Origin of the sequence: Microbacterium sp. CFBP9034 (assembly GCF_034045255.1) — a bacterium.
Lineage (GTDB): Bacteria > Actinomycetota > Actinomycetes > Actinomycetales > Microbacteriaceae > Microbacterium.
In genome coordinates, this window is sequence record NZ_JAXCWC010000001.1 from 2,354,589 (window position 1) to 2,379,253 (window position 24,665).

Genomic DNA, 24,665 nt, shown 5'->3' on the forward strand with positions numbered 1-24,665 from the left:
TCTACTCCCCCGAGCCCGGGCGGCGCTCGTCGCCGTCGGACGTGGTGCGCTCGAGCGCGTCGAGCACCTGCGGGATGATCAGGTTGACGTTGCCGCAGCCGAGCGTGATGACGTAGTCGCCGTCGCGCGCGACCGTCGCGGTGTAGTCCGCGGCAGCCTGCCAGTCGGCGACGTAGTGGACGTGCGACGGATCCGCGAAGGCGTCGCTGACCAGCTCGCCCGTGACGCCGGGCACCGGGTCCTCGCGGGCACCGTAGACGTCGAGCATCACCGTGTGGTCGGCGTATCGCTCGAGCACCTCGGCGAACTCGCGATACATCTCCTGCGTGCGGGAGTAGGTGTGCGGCTGCTGGATCGCGATGATGCGGCCCTCGCCGACCACCGTCCGGGCGGCGGACAGCGCCGCCGCGACCTCGGTCGGGTGGTGCGCGTAGTCGTCGTACACGCTCACTCCCCGCTCGGTGCCGTGCAGCTCGAAGCGGCGCACGGTCCCGGCGAACTCCTCGACCGCTCGGACGGCCGGCTCGAGGGCGAAGCCGAGAGTGATGAGCACCGCGATCGCGCCGGCGGCATTGACGGCATTGTGGGCGCCGGGCACGGGAAGCCGCGCGGCGACCGTCGCACCCTGGTGCGTGACCGAGAACGCGACGGGACCGTCTGTGACGATGTCGGCGACGCGCACCGTCGCGTCCTCCGCCTCGCCGAACGTGACCACGTGCGGATGCGTCAGCTGCTGCGTGACCAGGCGGGCGCCGGCGTCATCCGACGAGATCACCACGGCCTCACGGGCCTCGTTCGCGAATCGGGCGAACGCCTCGTAGAACGCCTCACGCGATCCCCAGTGATCCAGGTGGTCGGGGTCGACGTTGGTGATGAGCGCGACGGACGTGTCGTAGAGCAGGAACGTGCCGTCGGACTCGTCGGCCTCGATCACGACGAGGTCGTCCGAGCCGCTGCCGCTCGACACGCCCAGCTGGGCGATGACGCCGCCGTTGACGAACGTCGGATCGGCGTCGAGCGCGCGCAGCGCCGTCACGATCATGCCGGTCGAGGTCGTCTTGCCGTGGGCGCCCGCGACCGAGACCAGCCGGCGGCCGCCGATAAGCCAGTGCAGCGCCTGCGAGCGGTGGATCACGTGCAGTCCGCGCTCCTTGGCGAGCACGAACTCGGGGTTCTCGGGCCAGATCGCGCCGGTGTGCACCACGGTGTCGACGTCGTCGGCAAGGTTCGCGGCGTCATGGCCGACGTAGACGGTCGCGCCGAGGTCGGCGAGCGTGCGGAGTCCGGGGCTGTCGGCGCGGTCCGAACCGGACACGCGGATGCCGCGCTCCAGGTACATGCGGGCAATGCCCGACATCCCGGAGCCGCCGATTCCGATGAAGTGGGCGGCCTCGATGTTCTCGGGGATGGGCAGCGTGAGGTCGGGTCTGATCATGACCCGTCAATCCTAAGTTGGGGACGGTCCCCCGAGGTCCCGGCGCGCTGGCCGCGGCGCGGACCTCGGCCGGCCCCCATCGCCGGCCCGTGCCGTACTGGATTCAGGAGACACGCCGCGGTAGTGCCGGGCCGGTGACGTGCTGACGGCGCGTCTCCTGAATCCGGACCGCGCCGGGCCGGGCCGCTGGTGGAGACGCCCCGTCTGTGTTGACACATTGGTACAGACCGAATACAAAGGAGGCATGGAGCCCTTCTACATGCCGATGGAGATCTTCAACGGCCTTCTTCTGGCGGTGTTCATGCTGGTGCCGATCGTCTTCCTCGTCGTCACGCGTCCCGCCGACTGGGGAGCGGGCCGGGTCGCTCAGATGTCGCTGCGCGCCCGCCTTCCCCTCGGCGCGGCGACCACGGAACGCAGCATCAGGGCCCGTACTCGCGCCCTGACTCGCGCCAACATGTGGGGCCTCCTGGCCGCTCTGGCCGTCGTGGCGTCGATGTTCGTCCTGACGCCGCTCGGAGCGAGCCCGTTCTTCCTCTGGTTCGTCGCCCTCGCCGTCCTCCTCGGAGTCATGACGGTCTCGGCTGCCGTCGTCAACACGCGGGAGCGCCTCTTCTCCCCCGCCCCGACAGCGCCCCGCGTCGCGCGAGCTCAGACCCTGACCACCGCCGACTACATCGGTCGCTGGCGCGCGCGGATCCCGGCAGCGGTCCTCGGGGGCACGGGCCTCCTCCTCGCAGGCGTGGTTGTCGCCGTCGGTCTCGGAGCCGTTCAGCCGACTCTGCTCGTCTGGCTGGGAGCCGCCGTGCTGCTCGGCGTCGCAGCGGCGCTGGTCGGGCGGGCCGCAGAGAGCCGGGTTCTCGCGCAGCCCCAGCCCGCCACCGACACTCTCGAGCTCGCATGGGACGACCTCTTCCGCAGCGATGCCCTGTCCACCCTCCGGATGGGAACCGCGATGGCCGCGTGGCTGCCGTTCGGGCTCGCGCTCTCGATCCTCCTCCGGGCAGGTCTTCCGTTCGCGTCCACGGGGTGGGAGGCGACGCTCGGAGCGTTCCCCTGGTGGGGCGTCCCTGTCCTCCAGCTCGTGTACACGCTGCAACAGGGTCGTCTTTCCCACCGCCTCTACCCGGCGTTCCTCCGCCAGCCCCCCGTCCCGGTCGCCGCATGATCGTCGTCGACCCCGCCTCCCCCGTCCCGCCGTTCGAGCAGCTGCGCGCTCAGCTCGTCGACGCCGTCGCGTCGGGAGAGGTCTCGGCCGGATCGCGGCTGCCCACCGTGCGACGCCTGGCCGAGGACCTCGGCCTGGCACCGGGCACGGTCGCTCGTGCCTACCGCGAGCTCGAGGCATCCGGCATCATCGAGACGCGCGGCCGCAACGGCACGTTCGTCTCGACCCACGGCGATGCCGCCCGGCAGCAGGCACAGCGCGCCGCCCTGGTGTTCGCCGAGCAGATCCGCACCCTGCGTCTCGACGCCGATGAGGCGCTGGCCCTGGTCGCGGCGGCGCTGCGGAACGACCCGGCCCCCACGGCCTGATCCGAGCCGCTCGCCTCAGTCCACGGGGATGTCGGTGCACGTCGCGAGGTCGTCGATGCCCGTCGCCTCCGGGCAGGACGAGTGCCACCAGCCGCCGCCGTATGCGTCCTGCGTCATGTCGGTGAAGACCTCGATCCCGCCGCCGGGGAGTGCCCGGTAGTAGGTGATGACCGGGTCGCCCTCGACCGTCGGCGCGGTGACGACGAGCTCGGCCCCCGGGGCACCGGCATCCGCCAGGCAGTCGATCGCCTCCTGCGGCAGGTCGTCGCCCTGGTTCAGCTCGATGTGGCCGCACGACGGCAGCTCGGGGCGGGTCGTGAAGGCCTCAGGAGGGTTCGGGCCGACGCCGGGGCCGGGCGCTCCCGGCGTCTCGTCGGCAGCCGGTGCCTGGCCGTAACCGCCCGGGGCGCCGCCGCCCGTCGCGCAGCCCGACAGGAGCACCGCGGCGAGAGGCAGACCGCCCGCCACGAGCGAGGCGGTGCGGAGCAGCGTCGGCATGATGCCTCCCGGGACGTCAGCGGGCAGAGGGCCTCACCGATGGAGTGTCGCCCGCCGGCCGATCGTCTCAGGCCCGCGGCGTGCCGGCGCGGCCGAGCGCCTCGTCGATCATCGCGACCACGTTCTCGGTCCCGGTGCGGGTGCCGACGGATGCCGCAGCATCCGTCATCGCCGTCCGGCGGGTCTCGTCGGCCAGGAGTGGACGGATCTCGGACCGCACACGCTCGCCGGTGAACTCACCGTCCGCGATGAGGATCGCCGCTCCGGCGCGCACCGCGGACGAGGCGTTGAGCGCCTGTTCGCCGTTGCCCACCGCGTAGGGGACGTACACGGCCGGGATGCCGAGCGCGCTGATCTCGCTCACCGTGGCCGCGCCGGCCCGGGACACGATCAGATCGGCGAGGGCGAAGGCGAGGTCCATACGGTCGACGTACCGCCGCACCGCATAGCCGGGCGCCCCGGGATCGGCGAGGTCGGATCTCTCACCCGTGACGTGCAGCAGCTGCCAGCCGGCCTCGAGCACATCGCGCCATGCGCCGTCGTGGCCTTCGCCGAACGCGTGGTTGAGTCGCTGCGCGCCGAGCGAGCCGCCGAACACGAGCAGGACCGGACGAGCCGGGTCGAGCCCGAAGGCGGCCGCCGCCTCGGTGCGCACGGCAGCACGGTCGAGGTCGACGATCTCGCGGCGCAGCGGCATCCCGACGACGCGGGAGCGCTTCAGCGGCGTGCCCTCGAAGGCGACGCCGACCCGGGCGGCGGTGCGGGCGCCGAGCACATTGGCCATGCCCGGCCGGGCGTTCGCCTCGTGGACGACGAACGGCACACGTTCGCGCCGTGCCGCGACGTATGCCGGGGCGGACGCGTAGCCGCCGAAGCCGATCACGACATCGACGCCCCGGGCGGCGATGTGGGCACGCACCTGCGCCACGGCGCGCGGAAACTGCACCGGGAACGCGGCGGCCGCGCGGTTCGGACGCCGGGGGAACGGGACCTTGTCCACGAACAGCAGCGCGTAGCCGCGCTCCGGCACCAGGCGAGCCTCGAGCCCCTCGCGGGTGCCGAGCACCAGGAGCTCGGCATCCGGTTCACGTTCACGCAGCGCGTCGGCAACCGCCAGCAGCGGGTTGACGTGTCCGGCGGTGCCGCCGCCGGCGAGGAGGTACGTCGTCACCCACCGAGCCTATCCGCCGGGCCGCGCAGCGCTCGCTGTGCAGCCATCTCGACGGAGCGGGCCGCGGTCAGCGGGTCGCCCGAGCCTCGCTCGCCGCACGCCGTGCTCGAGTGGCCCGCGCACGCTGGATCGCGGCCTCGCGCTTCGCGACGGCGGCCGGAAGAGTGCGCGCGAAGGCCAGCAGCACGCCCGATGCCAGCAGCACCGAGAGCAGCGACGTCCCGCCCTGCGACATGAAGGGCAGCGGCACGCCCATGACGGGGAACACACGGAGCACGACGCCGATGTTGATGAGCGCCTGCCCGACGATCCACACGGTGATCGCGCCGGCGGCGATCCGAACGAACGGGTCGTCGGTCTTGCGGATGACGTGGAACGCCCCGACCGCGAAGAGGGCGAACAGGGCCAGCACCACCGCGCACCCGATGAGCCCGAGCTCCTCGCCGACGATCGCGAAGATGTAGTCGTTCGCCGCGGCGGGAAGCCAGTCGTACTTCTCACGGGAGTTGCCGAGACCGAGCCCGAAGACACCGCCGCTCGCCAGCCCCCAGATGCCGTGGAGGGGCTGGTAGCAGTCGTTGAAGTAGTCGTCGAGGCAGTTGGGGTTGAGGAAGCTCATGAACCGCCGCATGCGGTCGGGACTGGTGACGGCGAGCACGGCGACGCTGCCGGCCGCGATGATCACCGGGAGGATGAAGATGCGCAGCTTGACGCCCGAGAAGAACAGCGCTCCGAGCACGACGAGCACCAGGATCATCGCGGTGCCGAGGTCCTTGCCCGCCAGGACGGTGGCGATCGCGAGCCCGGCCACCGGCACCAGCGGGATATAGACGTGACGCCACAGCCCGAGAAGCGTCTGCTTGCGGAACAGCACGTACGCGACCCAGAGCGCCAGGGCGAGCTTGAGGAACTCCGAAGGCTGGGCCTGGAAACCCGCGATCGTGATCCAGTTTCGGTTGCCGTCGTTCGAGTGGCCGAGCGGGGTGAACACCAGCATCTGGAATGCGGTCGCGAAGATCAGCGCCGGCCAGGCGAGCTTCTTCCAGAACGTGATGGGCAGCCGGCTGGCGACGAACATGAGCGGGATGCCGAGAAGCGCGAACACGCCCTGCTTGACGACGACGTCCCACGGCGCCTCACCGCGTGCTGCGGCGGTGGCCGATGTCGCCGACAGCACCATCACGAGCCCGAAGAGGGTCAGGAGCAGCGCGGTGGATGCGATCAGCAGGAACTCGCTCGGCACGGGTGCGAAGACGCGGCCGAGCGAGACGCGCGCGGCGAGGCCGCGCTTGGCGGACGGCTCAGGCGTCGCGGGCGGCGTCCGGGTCGGCGGATGCGTCGTGCTCATCCTCGCCCCCCGTTCCGATCCGTTCCTTCACCGCGTCCGCGAATCTCCGGCCGCGGTCCGCATACGAGGCGAACTGGTCGAAGGATGCCGCGGCGGGAGCGAGAAGAACCACGTCCCCGTCACGCGCGATCCCGGCCGCCAGCTCGACGGCCCGCGTCATGACCTCTTCAGTCTCGATGGCGTCGACCTCGAACACGGGCACCCCCGGCGCGTGTCGCGAGAACGCCGTGACGACGGCTTCGCGATCGGCGCCGATGACGATCGCCGCTTTGGCCTGAGCGCCCCGTCCCGCGACGAGGCCCGAGATGTCGACGCCCTTGAGCAGACCGCCGACGACCCACACCGCTCCGGGGTACGCCGTCAGCGACGACGCGGCGGCGTGGGGATTCGTCGCCTTCGAGTCGTCGACCCACGTGACGCCCTCATGCCGGGCGACCACTTCGATCCGATGGGGGTCGAGCCGGAACCCGCGCAGCGCGTCGCGCACGTCGGCCGGCGACACGTCCAGCGATCGCGCGAGCGCCGCCGCGGCGAGGATGTTCGCGGCGATGTGCGGCGCCGACAGGCCGAGCCCCGCGAGCTCGGCGACCGTGGTCAGCTCGAGAGCGCTGGTGCGGCGATCGACCAGGAACGCCCGATCGACCAGGATGCCGTCCACGACTCCGAGGTCGCTCGGACCCGGCACGCCGAGATCGAAGCCGATCGCGCGCGCGCCCTCGACGACTTCGGCATCCTCCACCATGGCGCGGGTCGCGGCATCCGCCTTGTTGTAGACGCAGGCGACGCGCGTGTTGTCGTACACGTGGGCCTTGGCGTCGCGATAGGCCTCGAACGAGCCGTGCCACTCCAGGTGGTCGTCGGCCAGGTTCAGGCACACGGCGGCATGCGGCGAGACCGGCTCCGGCCCGGACTGCAGGCCCAGGTACCAGAGCTGATGGCTGGAGAGCTCGACCACGAGGGCGTCGAAGCCGGACGGATCCCGCACGGCGTCGAGCACGGGCGTGCCGATGTTGCCCACGGGAGCGGCCCGGACTCCCCCGGCGACGAGCATCGCGGCGGTGAGCCGTGTGGTCGTGGTCTTGCCGTTCGTGCCCGTCACCAGGATCCAGTCGGCGGGCGAGCCGTCGGCGCGCACGACCTTGTCGCGCACGCGCCAGGCGAGCTCGACGTCGCCCCAGAGCGCGGCATCCGATTCCCTCGCCCATGCGATGAGCGGATGCCCCGGCGCGAAGCCCGGCGAGGCCACCACGACCTCGGGCGCGAACTCGGAGAGCGTGTCCGGCACGGTGTCGAGCGGGCCGGTCCACAGGCGGGCGCCGATCACGGGCAGGAGGCGCGCGTACTCCTCGTCGGCCTTCTCGGTCACGACGAGGACGTCGGCGCCGAGCTCTGCGAGCGTGTCGGCAACCGAGAAGCCGGTGACCGACAGGCCGAGCACCGCGACGCGCAGGCCCTTCCAGTCCGCGTGCCAGCTCGTCAGGGCGTGCAGGCGATCGTCGCTCATGTCTGGGAGAGCCATTCCACGTAGAAGAAGCCGATGCCGGATACAGCCAGGAGCCCGGCGATGATCCACATGCGCACGACGATCGTGATCTCCGACCAGCCGCGCATCTCGAGGTGATGGTGCAGCGGGCTCATGAGGAACAGTCGCTTGCCGCGCGTGAGCTTGAAGTACAGGCGCTGGAGGATGACCGAGCCCGGTGCGATGACGTAGACGCCCGCGACGAGCACGGCGAGCAGCTCGGTGCGGGTCAGGATCGCCATGGCGGCGATCACGCCGCCGATCGCCATCGAGCCGACGTCGCCCATGAAGACCTTCGCCTTGGGCGCGTTCCACCACAGGAAGCCGACGAGTGCGCCGACGAACGACGCCGAGACGATCGCCAGGTCGAACGGGTTGGGCGTCGGGTAGCATCCGCCGGCAAGCCCCGGCGACAGCCCCTCGAGTCCCCAGCACGACTGGTTGAACTGCCAGAACGCGATGAGGCTGTACGCGCCGACGACGAAGATCGCCGCGCCGGCGGCAAGGCCGTCCAGACCGTCGCTGAGGTTGACGCCGTTCGAGAAAGCCACGCCGATGAACGTCACCCACGCGAGGTAGACGATCCAGCCGACGACCAGTCCCAGCGCCATGAAGGACAGCACGGGGACGTCGCGGAAGATGGAGATGAACGGCGAGGCGGGAGTCTGCCCTCGCGCGTTGGGGAAGTTGAGTGCGACGATGGCGAACGGCACGACGACCAGCACCTGACCGAGGATCTTGCGCCAGCCGGTGAGGCCGAGGCTGCGCTGGCTGCGCACCTTGATGTAGTCGTCGGCGAAGCCGACTGCGCCGAAGCCGACCATCATCCAGATCACGAGCCAGCCCGAGATCGTCGGCGGGTTGTTGCCCGTGAAGGCGCCGACGAGATAGCCGACGAGAGTGCCGACGATGAAGATCGTGCCGCCCATCGTCGCGGTGCCGCGCTTGGCCTGATGGCTCGGGTTGTGGATGTTCTCCGGGGTGCGGATGACCTGCCCCCAGCCCCACTTGCGGAAGAGCCGCAGGAAGACGGGGGTGAGGAAGAGCGTGAATGCCAGCGAGATCGCGGCTGCCGTCAGGAGTGATCTCACGAGAACGATTCTCCCAGACGATCGCCCAGGAACCGGAGACCGGCCGAGTTCGAGGACTTGACGAGCACGCGGTCGCCGTCGCGCAGTTCACCCTGAAGGTACTCGAACGCCTCGTCTGCGGTGGCGAAGAACACCGCCTCGGCGTCCCAGGAGCCCTGCGCCACGGCTTCGAGGTACATGCGGCGCGCGTCCGGGCCGACGACGACGATCCGCTGGATGCCGAGCCGCACGGCGAGCAGGCCGACCCTGTCGTGCTCCTCCTCGGAATGCTCGCCGAGTTCGCTCATCGCGCCCAGGACCGCGACCGTGCGCTCGCCGGGGCCGGTGATCTGCGCGAGCGTGCGCAGCGCCGCGGCCATCGAGTCGGGGCTGGCGTTGTAGGCGTCGTTGATGATGCGCACCCGGTCGGACCCGAGCGGCTGCATGCGCCAGCGCTCCGCGATCTCGACGGTCTCGAGCCGCGCGATGCAGTCCGCCAGCGACACGCCGAGCGCCGTCGCGGCGGCGATCGCAGCCAGGGCGTTCATCACGTGGTGCTCGCCGAGCACGCGCAGCCGCAGCGGGAGGGAGACGCCGTCCGCCGTCACGACACAGGTGGTTCCGGATGCCGTCACCACGACGTCGTCGGCATGCACGTCCGCCGCCGACCCCCGGCCGAACCACCGGACCGCGGCGCCGCGCTCGGCGGCGATCGGGGCCATCGCGGCGACACGGGCGTCGTCGGCGTTGAGCACCGCGAGGCCGCCGGGACGGAGCGCCCGCACGAGCTCGGACTTGGCCTCGAAGGTCGCCTCGATCCCGCCGAACCCGCCGGCATGCGCCAGGCCCACCATGAGCACGACGCCGATGTCGGGGTCGACGAGCCCGGCGAGCCGGGCGATCTCTCCGGGGGCGCTCGCGCCGAACTCGCTCACCAGGAACCTGGTGTCCGCGGTGACGCGCAGCATCGTCAGCGGCGCGCCGACCTCGTTGTTGAACGACGCTTTCGGCGACACCGTCTCACCCTCGCCTTCGAGGATGCGCGCGAGGAGGTTCTTCGTCGTCGTCTTGCCGTTGGACCCGGTGATGCCGACGACGCGGAGGGCGCCGGCATCCCGCACCCTCGCGACGACGTCGCGCGCGAGGTCCGCGAGAGCCTGGACGGCGTCCGGGACCACGATCTGGGTCACGGCCGCCTTGGTCTGCACGACATGCTCGACGATCGCGACCTTCGCGCCGCGCGACACGGCGGCGTCGACGAACAGATGCCCGTCGGTCTCCTCGCCCGGCTTGGCGACGAAGACGCCATCGTCGCCGATCAGCCGCGAGTCGGTGTCGACGGTGCCCGCCACGACGGTGTCGAGGGCGTCACCGGGCGCGAGCACAGCCTCTCCCCCGACGGCGCGGGCGAGCTGGGCGATGGTGAGGGCGATCATGTGTTCTCCGGCCGGATGAAAGCGTCACCCGAATTTGGGCAGCAGCTCCGGCGCCGTCGTCGCGGGCATCACGCGGTAGGTCTTGAGCACCTGCGTCATGGCCTTCTGGAACGCGGTCGCGTTGGCCGCTGACGATGTTACCTTCGTGGGCTCGTCGAGCGTGACGACCACGACGTACTCGGGGTCGTCCGCGGGGGCGAAGCCCACCATCGTCGTGTAGTAGACGCCCGCCTTGTAGCGGCCGTTTCCGTCGGTCTTCTCACCGGTTCCGGTCTTGCCCGCGATGCGGTAGCCGGGAATCTCGACGGTCTTGGCGTAGGGCGCCTGGAGGAACACGTTCTCGAGCATCGCGCGCATCTGCGCCGACGTGCTCTCCTTGATGACCCGCTCGGGCTCTGCGCGCTCGGGCTCGTGCACGGTGCCGTCCGCGTCCGTGCAGGACTCGATGATCGACAGCGGCATCTTCACGCCGCCGTTCGCGATCGCTCCGTAGGCGCGGGCGAGTTCGGGCATCGTCGTGGTGACCGCCTGTCCAAACGAGGTGTTGTAGGTGGTCTGGGCGCCCCACTGGTCGGCCGGGTACAGGAGGCCGTTCTGCTCGGCGGGATATCCCGACGACGTCCCTTCGCCGATGCCGAACTTCTTGAAGTACTCGTAGCGGGTCTGCGGGGTCACCGTCTCGCTGAACTTCGAGATGCCTGCGTTCGACGAGTCGATGAGCACCCCCGTCAGCGTGTAGAGGTTGGCGGGGTGCTGGAAGGAGTCCTGCACACGTGCGCCGTTCGGGAACTCCTCGCGGCTCGATGCGGTCACGGTCGATGCCGGCGTCTGTCCGCCGGCGTCGATGACCGTCGCCGCGGTCAGCCCCTTGAACGTCGAACCGGGCTCGAACGTGCCGAGGAAGATCTCGCTCGTGCGGTCGCCCACGGCGGACGCGTCGACATTGTTGGGGTCCACCGTCGGGAACTCCGCGGCCGCGCGCACCTTGCCCGTCTTCACCTCGTACACCAGGATGCCGCCGCGCTGTGCGGCCATGTCCTGCACCTGCTCGCCGATCAGCTGCTGGAGGTACCACTGCAGGTCGCGGTTGATGGTGAGCGCGAGCGTGCCGCCGTCCTCGGCCGGCTGCTCCCGCTCCGTGCCGGGGATCACGACCCCGTCCTTCCCCCGCTCGTACGCCAGTGCCCCGTTCGTCGCCGCGAGGCAGTCGTCGTAGGACTTCTCGAGACCTTCCTGGGGCTGTCCGTCCGTGCCGACGAAGCCGACGAGGTTTCCGGCGACGGCGCCGTCGGGGTAGGAGCGGGCGGGATGCTGCCGGCACACGATGTAGGGCACGCCGAGGTCGGCGAGCGCACGGTAGTCCTCGGTGTCGACGCGCTTCTTCAGGTAGGCGAAACGACTGGCCGGGTCGTCCGCCAGTGCGTCGGTCACGATCGCACGCACCTCGTCCGGCGTCTGGCCGGTGATCTCGGCGGCGTCCTCGGACACCTCCGACCACGGCGTGGCCTGGGACTTCCCCGCCTCGATCTCGTCGTCGATCTGGGTGACGAGCAGCGGGTCCAGCTGGCAGTCGTACTGCAGCACGCTGCCCGCGAGCACCTGTCCGGTCTCGTCGACGATCTGACCGCGTGTTCCGTACAGCACCTGCGAGCCACGGAACGCGATGTCGAGGGAGTCGGCGACGTGCTCGTCCGCATTGACCACCTGGATGTCGATCAGACGCACGATGAACCCCGCGAGCACGGCCAGCACGACGGCCAATGCGACGACGGTACGGCGACGAGGACTTCTTGTGCTGCGTGTCGTCATGGCTTCAGTGTGTGCTCGGGGTGGGCAGTCCGTCGGTGATCGGCGGCGGAGTGTTGGCGACTCCGCCATCCTCGGTGAGCGCGTCCGGGGCGACGACCGGCTTGCCCTCGATCGTCGCATCCGGCGCGGTCACCAGCGGCGTGCCGGCGATGAGCGCGTTGGGAACGGTGCCCCGCCCGATGGCGTCGATCGACGACGATCCGAGCGAGACCTCGCCCGCCCCGAGGAGGGCGCCGTCGCTGAGTCGCAGGTAGCTGGGCGACTCGTCGATGACCATCCCGAGGGCCGCGGCGTTGGCCGCGAGGTACTGCGGCGAGCTGAGCCCGGCGACGTCGTCGTACAGCATCTGCTTCTGGTAGGTCAGGTCGCGCTGCTCCTTGGCGAGTGCGGAAAGCTCGTACGACCCCTGGGTCGTCATGATCGACAGCGACATCTGGGCGGCGCCGATGAGGAACGCCCCGAGCACGGCGAGGATGCCGTACAGCAGCTTCGGCCGGCGACGGCGGGCGGGCGCCTCGACGGCGCGCAGGCGTCGTGCCGGTTCCGGACGCCGTTCCGGCGAGACGGAGGGCGCGGTGGCGAGGTTGCTCGTGAGAATGCTCATGAGTCCTCCCTCAGCCGCTCGGCGGCACGCAGGCGCACCGGCGTGGCGCGCGGGTTGACCGCGCGCTCCTCGTCGGACGCCAGCTCTGCCCCCTTGACCAGCAGCTTGAACTTCGGGGCGTGCTCGGGCAGCTCGACGGGCAGCCCCGCCGGCGCGGTCGAGGCCGAGGCATCCGCCAGCGCCCGCTTGACGATGCGGTCCTCGAGTGACTGGTACGCCAGCACCACCATGCGGCCGCCGACGGGCAGCACGCTCAGCGCGGCCGGGATCGCCCGCTCGAGCACGGACAGCTCGCGGTTGACCTCGATGCGCAGCGCCTGGAACACCCGCTTCGCCGGGTGCCCGGTGCGCTGCGCGGCGTAGGGAGTGGCCGCGACGAGGATCTCGACGAGCCGCCCGGAGCGTTCGATGGGCGCCTCGGCGCGTGCCGCGATGATGGCGCGTGCGTAGCGCCCTGACAGCTTCTCCTCGCCGTAGCGCTCGAAGATGCGTCGCAGGTCGCCCTCGCCGTATGTCGCGAGGATGTCGGCTGCCGTCGTGCCGGCCGACTGGTCCATGCGCATGTCGAGCGGCGCGTCCTTCGAGTAGGCGAAGCCGCGGTCGGCGACGTCGAGCTGCAGTGACGAGACACCCAGGTCGAAGAGGATAGCGTCGGCCGCTCGGTAACCCGCAGAGGCGACGGCCTCGACGATGCCGTCGTACACCGTGTGCACGAGGGTGACGCGGTCGCCGAAGCGGGCGAGCCGCTCCCCCGCGATCCGCAGCGCGTCGGTGTCGCGATCGAGGCCGACCAGCCGGGAGCCGGGGAACCGCTCGAGGAACGCCTCGGAGTGGCCGCCCATGCCCAGGGTGGCGTCGACGAACACGGCGCCTTCGCGCTGGAGTGCGGGGGCGAGCAGCTCGGCGCAGCGGTCGAGGAGCACGGGGGTGTGGATGTCGCGGAGGTTCATGATCGTGCGGGGCCCTGGGTTCCTCGGCCCTGATCCCCATCCGCTCTGACCTGGCACCGGGGAAGTGTGTCAGGGCGGGAGCGGCTGGGAGTCGGGACCGAGGGGCTCAGAAGAGGCCCGGAATCACCTCCTGCTCCAGTTCGGCGTAGTTCTCTTCGTTGGCTTCGGCGTAGGTGTTCCAGGCCTCGGCGTTCCAGATCTCGGCGTGGGCGCCCACGCCGGTGACGACGAGTTCGCGGTCGAGGCCGGCGTAGGCCCGAAGCGGCGGCGGGATGGTGATGCGGTTCTGGCTGTCGGGCTTCTCGGCGCTGGCGCCGGAGAGGAACATGCGCAGGAAGTCGCGTGCCTGCTTGTTCGCGAGCGGCGCCTCACGGATGCGCTCGTGCACCCGCTCGAATTCCTCGGTGCTGAACACGTAGAGGCAGCGGTCCTGTCCGCGCGTCACGACGACGCCTCCGCCGAGATCGTCGCGGAACTTGGCCGGGAGGATGACGCGACCCTTGTCGTCGAGCCTCGGAGTATGCGTGCCCAACAGCATCGGTACACCACACCCCCTTTGTCCGGCCCCCCGGGATTGCACACCACTTTACTCCACTTCCCTCCACTTCGCCATCTATTTGTGGCACGGCGATCCCTCCGCACTCCAATTCGCCGCGAGAAGAGGGCCGGCAGGCAAAGAAAAAAGCACCGACCCGAAGGTCGGTGCTTGTCTCGCTGCGTCAGCGGATGGCGCGGATCAGCGCTCTCCCTGCCGCTTGTCCCAGCGGTCGTTCATGCGATCCATGAATGAGCTCTGGCGCGCCGGGGCCGGCTTGTCGGGCTGGACACGGACGTGCCCCGGGGTGCGGGTCGGCGTGACGGCGAGGATGACTCCCCCGAGCATGACGACGAATCCGATCACTCCCACGACGATGAGCGGGAGGGACACTCCGACGATGAGGCCGCCGAGCCCCAGGAGCACCAGGATCGTGCCGTACACGATGTTCCGGTAGCTCAGGCTGCGACCGTCTCGCGGCGCGCTGACGACGTCCGCGTCGTTGCGCATGAGATGGCGTTCCATCTCGTCGAGCAGACGCTGCTCCTGTTCGGAGAGTGGCATGCATCCCCCTCTGTGGCTCTACTGCGTTGATTCTACGCGTGCCGTAGATCACTAGGCTAGGCCCGTGTCAGCCTCTCCAGACCCTGTCCAAGCCATTTCCCAGCGTCTGGACACTTTCGTCACGGCTCAGCGGGCTCACGCGGGCGACCTCGGCTCCGAGGCGGTGCTGTTCGTCGAGGCGGCAGCGGCTGCTGCGACGGGCGGAAAGCGGCTCCGCGGTCGCTTCTGCGTCGCCGGGTGGAGGGCAGTGGAGGAGGCATCCCGTCCGTCCGGTTCGCTCCCCGACGCCGTGGTCACCGCAGCGACCTCGCTCGAGGTCTTCCACGCCGCCGCGCTCGTGCACGACGACGTCATCGACAACTCCGACACCCGCCGCGGTCGCCCCGCGGCGCACCGGGCCCTCGAGGCCGCTCATCGCGACGCTCACTGGGCGGGGGATGCCGCGTCCTTCGGCCGTTCGGGTGCCATCCTGCTGGGCGACCTTCTGGTGGCCTGGAGCGACGACCTCTTCGAAGAGGGCCTGACCGGGGTCGGTCCGACGGATGCCGCTGCCGCCCGTGCCGAGTACGCGACGATGCGGCGCGAGGTGACGATCGGCCAGTTCCTCGATATCGCCGAAGAGTCGGCCTTCCTCACCGAGCCCGACGAGCGTCACGCCGAGCGGGCACTCCGCGTCGCGTCGCTCAAGTCGGCCCGGTACAGCATCCAGCAGCCGCTCGCGATCGGAGCGGCCCTGGCGGGAGCGGATGCCGCACAGGCCGCTGCCCTCGCTGCGTTCGGCCACCCGGTGGGCATGGCATTCCAGCTCCGCGACGACGTGCTGGGGGTGTTCGGGGACGAGCGCGAGACCGGCAAGCCGTCGGGCGACGACCTCCGCGAGGGCAAGCGCACCGTGCTCATCGCGTATGCGCGCGAGGCGCTCGCACCTCCGGCCCGTCGGATCGTCGACGAGCTCGTCGGAGACCCGACGCTCAAGGCGGATCAGATCGCCTCGCTGCAGCGGACGATCGTCGAGACCGGCGCGCTCGAGCGCGTCGAGACGCTGATCTCGACCTACGCGCGCGAGGCGGAGCGGTCGCTGTCGGGCGCCCGCCTCGGGAACGCGGCGGTCGGCGAACTGCGCGACCTGGCGCGCGCGGCGACCGTTCGCGTCACCTGACGCCCTCCGTTCGGACGGCGGCGGTTCGGGTCAGGCGAGTGTCTGCGCGACGCGTCGGACCTCGGCCTTGCGACCGGCGCGAAGCGCCTCGATCGGGGGCATGCCGATCGTGTCGTCGGGCGCGAGCAGCCAGTCGATGGCCTCGTCGTCGGTGAATCCGGCGTCCTGCAGCACGATGATCGTGCCCCGGAGCGAGGGGATGGGGTGCCCGTCGAGGATGAAGAGCGACGGAACCTTGATCGCACCGTTGCGACGCGAGCCCAGCAGATAGGACTCGTCGAGGAAGCGGCGCACGCGGCCCAGCGGCTCGCCCAGAACCTCCACGAGGTCGGGCAGGGTGAGCCATTCGGTCTCGATGCGGGAAGAGTCGTCAGCGGTCACCGATCAACTATCCCACTCTCCCGACGCCACGCGCACGCGTCGGCGGCGCAAGCACCCAAGCCACTCCTGTCACACCAGCCCCACCTATAGCACCCGTTGACAGGAGTTCACATCCGTGACACGGTTCTCGAAGTCCAAAGAGGGGGGAAATCTCTTGCGACCCGTCATCGACAACCAGAACGCGCGATCATCATCGCGCCTGATCACCGCCGGGCTGCCCGCAGCGGTCATCGGCTCCATCGCGCTCGCTCTCACCGCGTCGCCCGCGCACGCCGAGACCCGTCCGGTCGACGAACGCCTCCTGCGGGTCGTGCCGCCGAAAGTCCTCGGCGCGGTCGGCGTGACGAGCAAGATTCCCGCGACGAAGGCACCCGCGGCGTACACCGTCCAGCGCGGCGACACGATCAGCGCGATCGCCTCGAAGTTCGGACTGCGCACGGTCGACGTCCTCGCGCTCAACGGCCTCACGTGGAGGTCCACCATCTACCCCGGGCAGGTGATCACGCTCGTCGGCGGCTCGGCCGCGGCGGCTCCCTCGACGCCGGCGAAAGCAGCGGCTCCGGCATCCGCGTCGTACGTCGTCACTGCCGGCGACACGATCAGCGCCATCGCCTCCCGCCATGGCGTATCGATCCAGGCCGTCCTCGCCGCGAATCAGCTGGGCTGGTCGTCGATCATCTACCCCGGGCAGAAGCTCGCGATCCCGGGCAAGGTCCTCGCGTCGGTTCCGGCGTCGTCGCCCGCACCCGCTCCGGCGCCCGCTGCACCTGCTCCTGCACCAGCTCCCGCTGGCGCGTATGAGGTGAAGGCCGGCGACACGATCAGCACCATCGCCTCGCGGCACGGCGTATCGATCCAGGCCGTGCTCGGCGCCAACGGCCTGGGCTGGTCCTCGATCATCTACCCCGGGCAGAAGCTCACGATCCCGGCGAAGGGGTCGGGATCGGCCGCCGGTCTCGACAGCGAGCAGGTGGGCAACGCCACGCTCATCATCCAGATCGGACGCGAGCTCGGGGTGCCCGACCGGGGAATTGCGATCGCTCTCGGGACCTCGATGCAGGAGTCCTGGCTCCGAAATCTCGACTGGGGAGACCGCGACTCGCTCGGGCTGTTCCAGCAGCGACCGAGCACCGGCTGGGGCACCGCGGCTCAGGTGCGCGACAAGGTGCGCTCGATCAAGGCGTTCTACGGCGGATCGTCCGATCCCAACGGCGCGAACACCCGCGGCCTGCTCGACATCCCGGGCTGGCAGAAGATGTCGTACACAGATGCCGCCCAGGCGGTACAGATCTCGGCGTATCCCGATCGTTATGCGCAGTGGGAGAAGCCCGCATTCGCCTGGCTCGCCGCCCTGGGTTGAGCTGAACGTCTGGCGTCCGGGGGTGAGCCGCTCCGCGGGCTCGCAGGTACGCGTCCGTAGACTCTCAGCGTGAGCACGAGTCAGCAGACGGACCCGCTGATCGGCCGTCTCGTCGACGGCCGGTACCGGGTGCGTGCTCGCATCGCCCGGGGCGGGATGGCGACGGTCTACGTCGCGACCGATCTTCGTCTCGAGCGTCGTGTCGCCCTGAAGGTCATGCACGGTCACCTCAGCGACGACACCGTCTTCCAGAGCCGCTTCATCCAGGAGGCTCGCGCCGCCGCCCGGCTGGCCGACCCACACGTGGTGAACGTCTTCGACCAGGGCCAGGACGGCGACATGGCCTACCTCGTCATGGAGTACCTGCCGGGAATCACCCTGCGCGAACTGGTCCGAGAGCAGCGCAGGCTGACGGTCCCCCAGGCCGTGTCGATCCTCGACGCGATCCTGTCGGGCCTCGCCGCCGCGCATCACGCCGGCATCGTGCACCGAGACGTCAAACCCGAGAACGTGCTGCTGGCCGAGGACGGACGCATCAAGATCGGCGACTTCGGTCTCGCACGGGCGACCACGGCGAACACCGCGACGGGCGCCCAGCTGCTCGGCACGATCGCCTACCTCGCGCCCGAGCTCGTCACCCGGGGCACCGCTGACGCTCGCAGCGACATCTACGCCCTCGGCATCATGCTCTACGAGATGCTCACCGGCGAGCAGCCCTACAAGGGCGAGCAGCCGATGCAGATCGCCTTCCAGCATGCGACCGACTCCGTCCCCCGGCCCAGCGTGAAGAATCCGGGCGTTCCCGAGCCGCTGGACGAACTCGTCCTGTGGGCCACCGAGAAGAACCCCGACGACCGCCCCTCCGACGCCCGCGAGATGCTCGACCGCCTGCGCGAGATCGAGCGCGACCTCGCCATCACGCCCACGGTCACCCGCACGATGCCGATCGGCAGGCTGCACGATGAGGGCTCGGCATCCGGCGATCTCACCGCCGTCCTCCCCACGACCGGGGCGATCGCGGCCATGCCGGTCGAGGAGGTCGACAACGCCACGCGCCTGCGCCGCGCCACCAAACGACGCCAGGTGAAGGGCGGCTGGCTGGTCGCGCTCGTCCTCCTGCTCGCGGCCCTCGCCGCCGGGCTCGGCTGGTGGTTCGGCTCCGGGCCCGGGTCGATGGTCGCCGTGGCCGAGGTGTCGGGAATGACCTTCGAAGAGGCATCCGCTCGGCTCGACGAGGATTCGCTCGTCGCAGTGGAGAAGGGGGAGAACAGCCTCGAGGTCGAGGTCGGGCGCGTGATCGGCACCGATCCCCAGAGCGGCGCGCGCGTCGAGCAGGACTCCGAGGTCACGGTGCTGATCTCCCGCGGTCCGGCTGAGGCGCAGATCGAGTCCATGCTGGGCAAGAGCAAGACGGACGCGACCGCGATCCTCGACTCGCACCGGATCGCCGTCGACGGCGAGACCCCGTTCTACACCGAGTCGGCCGCCGACACGATCGTCGGGGTGCTGGTGCATCCGCGCGACGGCAGCGAAGACCTCGAGTGCGGCGAGGGGTGCCTCGCGCACCAGGGCGACACGGCGACCCTGTGGGTCTCGCTCGGCGCGCTGCCGAGCGTGCGCGGACTCTCGGTCGATGACGCCCGCAGCACCCTGACCGACGCCGGCCTCACCGTCGCCGAGGGGGTCATCGAGCAGTCGAGCGAGGAAGTCGATACCGGCCTGGTCATCGGCACGACCGAGCGCGAAGGCGGCGGCTGGTGGCGGGCAGGAGACGCGGTGTCGCTGATCGTCTCGACCGGGCCCCCGCTGTTCGAAGTGCCGGACGTGGCCGGCATGACCCGTGACGAGGCGATCGCGGCTCTCGAAGGCGCCGGATTCCAGGTCGACTACTCCGCCCTGTGGGCGCCGTTCCCCGACGAGATCACCGAGGTGAGCGGCTCGGATCCGGCTGCGGGCTCGATGCTCCTCAAGAACACCCGCGTCTACATCGAGATCACCGTCAGCGGCTGACCTCGCTCCCCGCGGTCACACCCGCGAAGAGAGCGGATGCCCCGGCCGAGGCATCCGGTTACAGCTTCTCCAGCTCCTCGGCGACCAGGAACGCGAGCTCCAAGCTCTGCATGTGGTTCAGGCGCGGGTCGCACAGCGACTCGTACCGGGTCGCGAGCGTGGCCTCGTCGATGTGCTCGGAGCCGCCGAGGCACTCGGTGACGTCGTCGCCCGTCAGCTCGACGTGGATGCCGCCGGGGAAGGTTCCGACGGCGCGGTGCGCCTCGAAGAATCCGCGCACTTCGTCCACGACGTCGTCGAAGCGGCGCGTCTTGTAGCCCGTCGGCGTCGTGATGCCGTTGCCGTGCATCGGGTCGGTGACCCACAGCGGCGTGGCGCCCGAGTCCTTCACGGCCTCGAGCAGGGGCGGCAGCGCGTCGCGGATCTTGCCGGCGCCCATCCGCGTGATGAAGGTGAGGCGTCCGGGCTCGCGGTTCGGGTCGAGCTTGTCGATGAGCGCGAGGGCCGTCTCGGGCGAGGTCGAGGGTCCGAGCTTGACCCCGATGGGGTTGCGGATCTTCGAGAAGTAGTCGACGTGGGCGCCGTCGAGGTCGCGCGTGCGCTCCCCGATCCACAGGAAGTGCGCCGAGGTGTTGTACGGCAGGCTCGTGCGCGAGTCGATGCGGGTCATGGGCCGCTCGTAGTCCATGAGCAGGCCCTCGTGGCCGGTGTAGAACTCCACCCGCTTCAGCTCGTCGAAGTCGGCGCCGGCCGCCTCCATGAACTTGATGGCGCGGTCGATCTCGGTGGCGAGACGCTCGTACTGCTGGTTGGCGGGGTTCTCGGCGAAGCCCTTGTTCCACGAGTGCACCTCGCGGAGGTCGGCGAAGCCGCCCTGGGTGAAGGCGCGGATCAGATTGATCGTCGACGCCGCCGTGTGGTACCCCTTCAGCAGTCGCTGCGGGTCGGCCCGGCGTGAGCCCTCGGTGAAGTCGTAGCCGTTGACGATGTCGCCGCGGTACGCCGGAAGCGTCACGTCGCCGCGGGTCTCGTCGTCGCTGGAGCGCGGCTTGGCGAACTGGCCCGCCATCCGCCCCATCTTCACGATCGGCATCGATGCGCCGTACGTCAGGACGACCGCCATCTGCAGCACGGTCTTGATGCGGTTGCGGATCTGCTCGGCAGTCGCACCCGCGAAGGTCTCGGCGCAGTCGCCGCCCTGCAGGAGGAATGCGCGTCCGGATGCCGCGCGCGCCAGCTTCTCGCGGAGGTTGTCGACCTCGCCCGCGAAGACGAGCGGCGGAAGAGTGGCGATCTCGTCGGATACCGCAGCGACCGCATCCGCATCGGGCCACGCGGGCTGCTGCTTGATGGGCAGGGTCCGCCAGTGGTCGAGGCTGTCGAGCTGCTGAAGCATCCTTCGAGTCTAGCCGTGGGCGGAGGAGCCCCAGGCGCGCATGACGACCGTTCAGCGGGTGGTCTTGAGTCGGTCCTTCACCGTCGATGCGTAGACGTCGTCGTACTCCTGCTCCCCCAGTCGCTGCAGCGCGACCATGATCTCGTCGGTGATCGAGCGCAGGATGTAGCGGTCGCCCTCCATGCCCGCGAACCGTGAGAAGTCGAGCGGCTCGCCGATCACGACGCCCACCCGCACGACGTTCGGCACGCGCCGCCCGATCGGCATCATCGTGTCGGTGTCGACCATGACCACCGGCACGACGGGGACGTGCGCCTCGAGCGCCATGCGTGCGATCCCGGTGCGGCCGCGATACAGCTTGCCGTCGGGGCTGCGCGTGCCCTCGGGGTAGATGCCGAGGAGCTCGCCGCCGCCAAGCACCTGGAGTCCGGTGTTGAGGGAGGCCTCGGACGCCTTGCCCCCGGTGCGATCGATCGGCAGCTGCCCGGTGCCCTTGAGGAACACCCGTGTGGACCAGCCCTTGAGTCCCTTGCCGGTGAAGTAGTCGCTCTTGGCGAGGAACGCGACGGGCCGGTCGATCATCAGCGGCAGGATCACGGAGTCGACGAACGAGAGATGGTTGCTCGCCAGGATGGCGCCCCCCTCGGTGGGGATGTTGCGGCGGCCGACGATCCACGGGCGGAAGATCGCCTTGACGATCGGTCCGATCACCACGTACTTCATCAGCCAGTAGAACATCGGGCTACTCGCCTCCCACCGCGAGATCGGCCGCGCCGATCAGCCCCGCGTCGTTGACGAGCTGGGCGATCGCGAACTCGGCGATAGGCCGGTCGCCGTAGCCGGGCAGCGAGGTCTCGTACGCAAGGCGGACGGGGCCGAGCAGGTCTTCACCGAGCTGCGCGACTCCCCCGCCGATGACGAACAGCTCGGGGTCGAGCACGGCCTGGAAGCCGCCGCATGCCTCGCCGAGCGCGGTCGCGACGCGGCGCAGCGCCTCGGTCGCGCCCGGGTCGCCGGCCAGGACCAGCCGCGAGACCGCGGGGCCGCTGATGCTGCCCTTCTCCTCGCGGAGCGCGGCGAGGGCGGAGCCGATCCCGCCGCCATCGGCGATGGTGTTGGCCTCGCGCTGCAGAGCGCGTCCCGACGCATACTGCTCGAGGCATCCGTTCTGGCCGCAGCCGCACGGCAGGCCGTCGCGGGTGAAGCGCATGTGCCCGAGCTCCGCCGCGATGCCGTGGCCGCCGCGGAACAGCTCACCGTCGAGGACGATCGCGCCGCCGACGCCGGTGCCCATCGTGAGCATGACCATGTTGTCGACGTCGCGCCCGGCGCCGAAGCGGAACTCCGCCCATCCGGCGGCGTTCGCGTCGTTGTCGATGGTGACCGGCACGTCGATGCCGTCCTCCAGGATCGCCTTCAGCGGTTCGTTGCGCCACGCGATGTTCGGGGCGTGGATGACGGTCGCCCGATCGCGGTCGATGAACCCGGCGGCGGCCACGCCGACAGCGGCGATCTCATGTCCGGCGCGGAAGTGCCGTGCCATGTCGATGACGGCATCCGACAGCTCGCGGGTGTCGACCGGTGTGTCCACGCGAAGCTTCTCGACGATGCGACCGTCCTGGTCGACGACACCTCCCGCGATCTTGGTCCCACCGATGTCGATCCCGACCTTGAGCACCGCACTCCCTCTCCGGCCGGCGCGCGCGCGACGGCGCCTGAAGTCTATCGGCGCGGCGGCATCCACACCCCTGATGGCAGGTCCCCCTCGGCGGATTAGACTCGGATGAGATCCACCCGAGATTCACGTCCGGTACCGAAGGAGCTGCCGTGGTCCAATTCGAAGTCCCCGCAATCGTCCCCGCCGACCCGCAGGCGAACATCACCGACCTGCTGGTCGATCGTGTGAAGGCGACCCCCCAACTGGCCCTCTTCGCGGTCCCCGACGGCGACGGCTGGCGCGACATCACCGCAGCCGACTTCCACAAGCAGGTGATCGCCCTCGCCAAGGGATTCGTCGCCGCCGGTATCGAGCCCGGCGACAAGGTGGCCTTCATCGCGCGCACCACGTACGACTGGACGCTGGTCGACTTCGCCCTGTTCTTCGCGGGCGCCGTCATGGTCCCCGTGTACGAGACCAGCTCGCCGTCGCAGGTCGGCTGGATCCTCTCCGACTCCGGCGCGATCGCCTGCATCACCGAGTCGGCCGACCACTCCGCGCGCCTCGACGAGGTGCGTGCCGACCTGCCGCTCATCCGCTCGTCGTGGGAGATGCAGCGCGGCGACCTCGACAAGCTGGTCGCCGGCGGCGCCGACGTGACCGACGCCGAGATCGAGCGCCGGCGCAATATCGCCAACGGCGCCGACATCGCGACCCTCATCTACACGTCGGGGTCGACCGGCCGCCCGAAGGGCTGCGTGCTCACGCACAGCAACTTCGTCGAGCTGACCCGCAACTCGGCCAAGGCGCTCGCCGAGGTCGTGGCGAAGGCCGGCGCCTCGACGCTGCTCTTCATCACCACCGCGCACATCTTCGCCCGCTTCATCTCGGTGCTGAACATCCACGCCGGCGTGAAGACGGGGCACCAGCCCGACACGAAGCACCTGCTCCCGGCCCTCGGCTCGTTCAAGCCGACGTACCTGCTGGCCGTGCCGCGCGTGTTCGAGAAGGTCTACAACTCGGCGGAGCAGAAGGCCGAGGCCGGCGGCAAGGGCAAGATCTTCCGCGCCGCCGCGCACACCGCCGTCGAGCACTCGACCCTGCTGCAGAACGGCAAGAAGGTGCCGCTGCTCACGAAGATCAAGTTCAAGCTCTTCGACCGCCTGGTGTACAGCAAGCTGCGCACAGCCATGGGCGGCAATGTCGTCTACGCCGTGTCGGGATCGGCGCCCCTCGGCCCGCGCCTCGGCCACTTCTTCCACAGCCTCGGCGTTGTGATCCTCGAGGGCTACGGCCTCACCGAGACCACCGCGCCGGCCACGGTGAACCTCGCGACCAAGTCGAAGATCGGCAGCGTCGGACCGGTGCTCCCCGGCGTGGGCGTCCGTCTCGCCGACGACGGCGAGATCCAGGTGCGCGGCATCAATGTGTTCAAGGAGTACTGGCGCAACCCCGAGGCGACTGCGGCCTCGTTCGACGGCGACTGGTTCCGCACCGGCGACCTCGGGTCGTTCGACTCCGAGGGCTTCCTCAGCATCACGGGCCGCAAGAAGGAGATCATCGTCACGGCCGCCGGCAAGAACGTCGCTCCTGCTGTGCTCGAAGACCCGATCCGCGCCAACCCGATCGTCGGCCAGGTCGTCGTCGTGGGCGACCAGAAGCCTTTCATCTCGGCGCTGATCACGCTCGACCCCGAGATGCTCCCGACGTGGCTCGCGAACAACGACCTCCCGGGTGACATGTCGCTGGTCGACGCGGCGAAGAACCCCGCCGTTCGCGCCGAAGTGCAGAAGGCGATCGACCACGCGAACAAGACCGTCTCGCGCGCCGAGTCCATCCGCAAGTTCACGCTCCTCCCGACCGAGTGGACCGAGGCGAGCGGACACCTCACGCCGAAGATGAGCATCAAGCGCAACGTCATCATGGATGACTTCGCCAGCGACATCGAGGAGCTCTACAGCGACCCGGTGAACACGACGAACGTCTCGATCTAGCCGAGTGCAGCAAGAAGCCCCGGACCCGCGAGGGTCCGGGGCTTCTTCGCTCCCCCGTCCCGTCCCGTGCCGTCCCGTCCCGTCCCGTCCCGTGCCGTCCCGCCCCGTCCCGTCCGACGCGAGTCGCCAAAACACGCCGACACATGCCACCGCCGTACGGCGTGTCTTGGCGACTGGGAGTCTCTCGACGCCAGCCCAGCCGGGCGCAGCTACTTGCCGACAGGTGAGTC

General features: G+C 70.0%; 22 protein-coding genes. 6 read left to right on the forward strand and 16 right to left on the reverse strand.

Annotated features, from left to right (window positions below):
- Position 1 precedes the first annotated feature (1 nt).
- The gene (murC, locus tag SOM19_RS10915; protein WP_320486539.1) at positions 2–1,435 is read right to left on the reverse strand and encodes a UDP-N-acetylmuramate--L-alanine ligase; all 1,434 of its coding nucleotides are present in this window, start codon (positions 1,433–1,435) and stop codon (positions 2–4) included.
- A gap of 244 nt (positions 1,436–1,679) precedes the next feature.
- Here murC and SOM19_RS10920 point away from each other — a divergent pair, with 244 nt between their 5' ends.
- Positions 1,680–2,603: a hypothetical protein gene (locus tag SOM19_RS10920; protein ID WP_320486540.1), complete on the forward strand. Its 924-nt coding sequence runs from the start codon at positions 1,680–1,682 to the stop codon at positions 2,601–2,603.
- Entirely contained in the window at positions 2,600–2,971 is a 372-nt protein-coding gene (locus SOM19_RS10925; protein ID WP_320486541.1) for a GntR family transcriptional regulator, read from the forward strand. The genes SOM19_RS10920 and SOM19_RS10925 overlap by 4 nt, the downstream gene beginning before the upstream one ends.
- A gap of 15 nt (positions 2,972–2,986) precedes the next feature.
- On the opposite strand, the gene SOM19_RS10930 is transcribed toward SOM19_RS10925, so the two are convergent.
- The 11 genes from SOM19_RS10930 to SOM19_RS10980 form a co-directional block, all read right to left on the reverse strand.
- Positions 2,987–3,469 carry a hypothetical protein gene (locus SOM19_RS10930; RefSeq protein WP_320486542.1) on the reverse strand — a complete coding sequence of 161 codons (483 nt, stop codon included), beginning with the start codon at positions 3,467–3,469 and terminating at the stop codon, positions 2,987–2,989.
- 67 nt (positions 3,470–3,536) lie between these two features.
- Positions 3,537–4,640: a UDP-N-acetylglucosamine--N-acetylmuramyl-(pentapeptide) pyrophosphoryl-undecaprenol N-acetylglucosamine transferase gene (locus SOM19_RS10935; protein WP_320486543.1), complete on the reverse strand. Its 1,104-nt coding sequence runs from the start codon at positions 4,638–4,640 to the stop codon at positions 3,537–3,539.
- Positions 4,641–4,707: 67 nt separating this feature from the next.
- Entirely contained in the window at positions 4,708–5,988 is a 1,281-nt protein-coding gene (ftsW, locus tag SOM19_RS10940) for a putative lipid II flippase FtsW (RefSeq protein WP_320486544.1), read from the reverse strand.
- Positions 5,942–7,492, reverse strand: coding sequence for a UDP-N-acetylmuramoyl-L-alanine--D-glutamate ligase (gene murD / locus SOM19_RS10945; protein WP_320486545.1), 1,551 nt, complete (start codon positions 7,490–7,492; stop codon positions 5,942–5,944). Before murD ends, ftsW begins: the two co-directional genes overlap by 47 nt.
- Positions 7,489–8,601, reverse strand: a complete 1,113-nt coding sequence (gene mraY, locus SOM19_RS10950) for a phospho-N-acetylmuramoyl-pentapeptide-transferase (protein WP_320486546.1) — start codon at positions 8,599–8,601, stop codon at positions 7,489–7,491. Before mraY ends, murD begins: the two co-directional genes overlap by 4 nt.
- A complete protein-coding gene (locus SOM19_RS10955) occupies positions 8,598–10,016 on the reverse strand; it encodes a UDP-N-acetylmuramoyl-tripeptide--D-alanyl-D-alanine ligase (protein WP_320486547.1) in 1,419 nt (472 codons plus the stop codon). The genes mraY and SOM19_RS10955 overlap by 4 nt, the downstream gene beginning before the upstream one ends.
- Before the next feature lie 24 nt (positions 10,017–10,040).
- Positions 10,041–11,825, reverse strand: a complete 1,785-nt coding sequence (locus SOM19_RS10960) for a peptidoglycan D,D-transpeptidase FtsI family protein (RefSeq protein ID WP_320486548.1) — start codon at positions 11,823–11,825, stop codon at positions 10,041–10,043.
- 4 nt (positions 11,826–11,829) lie between these two features.
- Positions 11,830–12,429 carry a cell division protein FtsL gene (gene ftsL, locus SOM19_RS10965; protein WP_320486549.1) on the reverse strand — a complete coding sequence of 200 codons (600 nt, stop codon included), beginning with the start codon at positions 12,427–12,429 and terminating at the stop codon, positions 11,830–11,832.
- Positions 12,426–13,379: a 16S rRNA (cytosine(1402)-N(4))-methyltransferase RsmH gene (gene rsmH, locus SOM19_RS10970; RefSeq protein WP_320486550.1), complete on the reverse strand. Its 954-nt coding sequence runs from the start codon at positions 13,377–13,379 to the stop codon at positions 12,426–12,428. Before rsmH ends, ftsL begins: the two co-directional genes overlap by 4 nt.
- Positions 13,380–13,485: 106 nt before the next feature.
- Entirely contained in the window at positions 13,486–13,917 is a 432-nt protein-coding gene (gene mraZ, locus SOM19_RS10975; protein ID WP_320486551.1) for a division/cell wall cluster transcriptional repressor MraZ, read from the reverse strand.
- Between the two features lie 198 nt (positions 13,918–14,115).
- On the reverse strand, positions 14,116–14,478 hold the full coding sequence (locus tag SOM19_RS10980) for an SCO2097 family morphological protein (protein ID WP_320486552.1): 363 nt from the start codon (positions 14,476–14,478) through the stop codon (positions 14,116–14,118).
- A gap of 64 nt (positions 14,479–14,542) precedes the next feature.
- Here SOM19_RS10980 and SOM19_RS10985 point away from each other — a divergent pair, with 64 nt between their 5' ends.
- Positions 14,543–15,637 (forward strand): polyprenyl synthetase family protein, encoded by a 1,095-nt coding sequence (locus SOM19_RS10985; protein WP_320486553.1) that lies wholly within the window; start codon positions 14,543–14,545, stop codon positions 15,635–15,637.
- A 30-nt stretch (positions 15,638–15,667) separates the two neighbouring features.
- On the opposite strand, the gene SOM19_RS10990 is transcribed toward SOM19_RS10985, so the two are convergent.
- Positions 15,668–16,018, reverse strand: coding sequence for an Rv2175c family DNA-binding protein (locus SOM19_RS10990; protein WP_320486554.1), 351 nt, complete (start codon positions 16,016–16,018; stop codon positions 15,668–15,670).
- 214 nt (positions 16,019–16,232) lie between these two features.
- Here SOM19_RS10990 and SOM19_RS10995 point away from each other — a divergent pair, with 214 nt between their 5' ends.
- Entirely contained in the window at positions 16,233–17,378 is a 1,146-nt protein-coding gene (locus tag SOM19_RS10995; RefSeq protein ID WP_414683651.1) for a LysM peptidoglycan-binding domain-containing protein, read from the forward strand.
- Between the two features lie 69 nt (positions 17,379–17,447).
- Positions 17,448–19,388 carry a Stk1 family PASTA domain-containing Ser/Thr kinase gene (gene pknB / locus SOM19_RS11000; RefSeq protein WP_320486556.1) on the forward strand — a complete coding sequence of 647 codons (1,941 nt, stop codon included), beginning with the start codon at positions 17,448–17,450 and terminating at the stop codon, positions 19,386–19,388.
- Positions 19,389–19,446: 58 nt separating this feature from the next.
- On the opposite strand, the gene SOM19_RS11005 is transcribed toward pknB, so the two are convergent.
- Genes SOM19_RS11005 through SOM19_RS11015 form a run of 3 tightly spaced genes read right to left on the reverse strand, consistent with a single transcriptional unit; the run spans position 19,447 to position 22,462 of the window.
- Positions 19,447–20,784, reverse strand: a complete 1,338-nt coding sequence (locus SOM19_RS11005) for a class II 3-deoxy-7-phosphoheptulonate synthase (protein WP_320486557.1) — start codon at positions 20,782–20,784, stop codon at positions 19,447–19,449.
- 51 nt (positions 20,785–20,835) lie between these two features.
- Positions 20,836–21,522, reverse strand: coding sequence for a lysophospholipid acyltransferase family protein (locus SOM19_RS11010; RefSeq protein WP_320486558.1), 687 nt, complete (start codon positions 21,520–21,522; stop codon positions 20,836–20,838).
- Between the two features lie 4 nt (positions 21,523–21,526).
- Complete coding sequence (locus SOM19_RS11015) at positions 21,527–22,462, reverse strand: ROK family glucokinase (protein ID WP_320486559.1); 936 nt, start codon at positions 22,460–22,462, stop codon at positions 21,527–21,529.
- A gap of 149 nt (positions 22,463–22,611) precedes the next feature.
- On the opposite strand from SOM19_RS11015, the gene SOM19_RS11020 reads away from it, so the two are divergent.
- Positions 22,612–24,435: an AMP-dependent synthetase/ligase gene (locus SOM19_RS11020; RefSeq protein WP_320486560.1), complete on the forward strand. Its 1,824-nt coding sequence runs from the start codon at positions 22,612–22,614 to the stop codon at positions 24,433–24,435.
- Positions 24,436–24,665 lie beyond the last annotated feature (230 nt).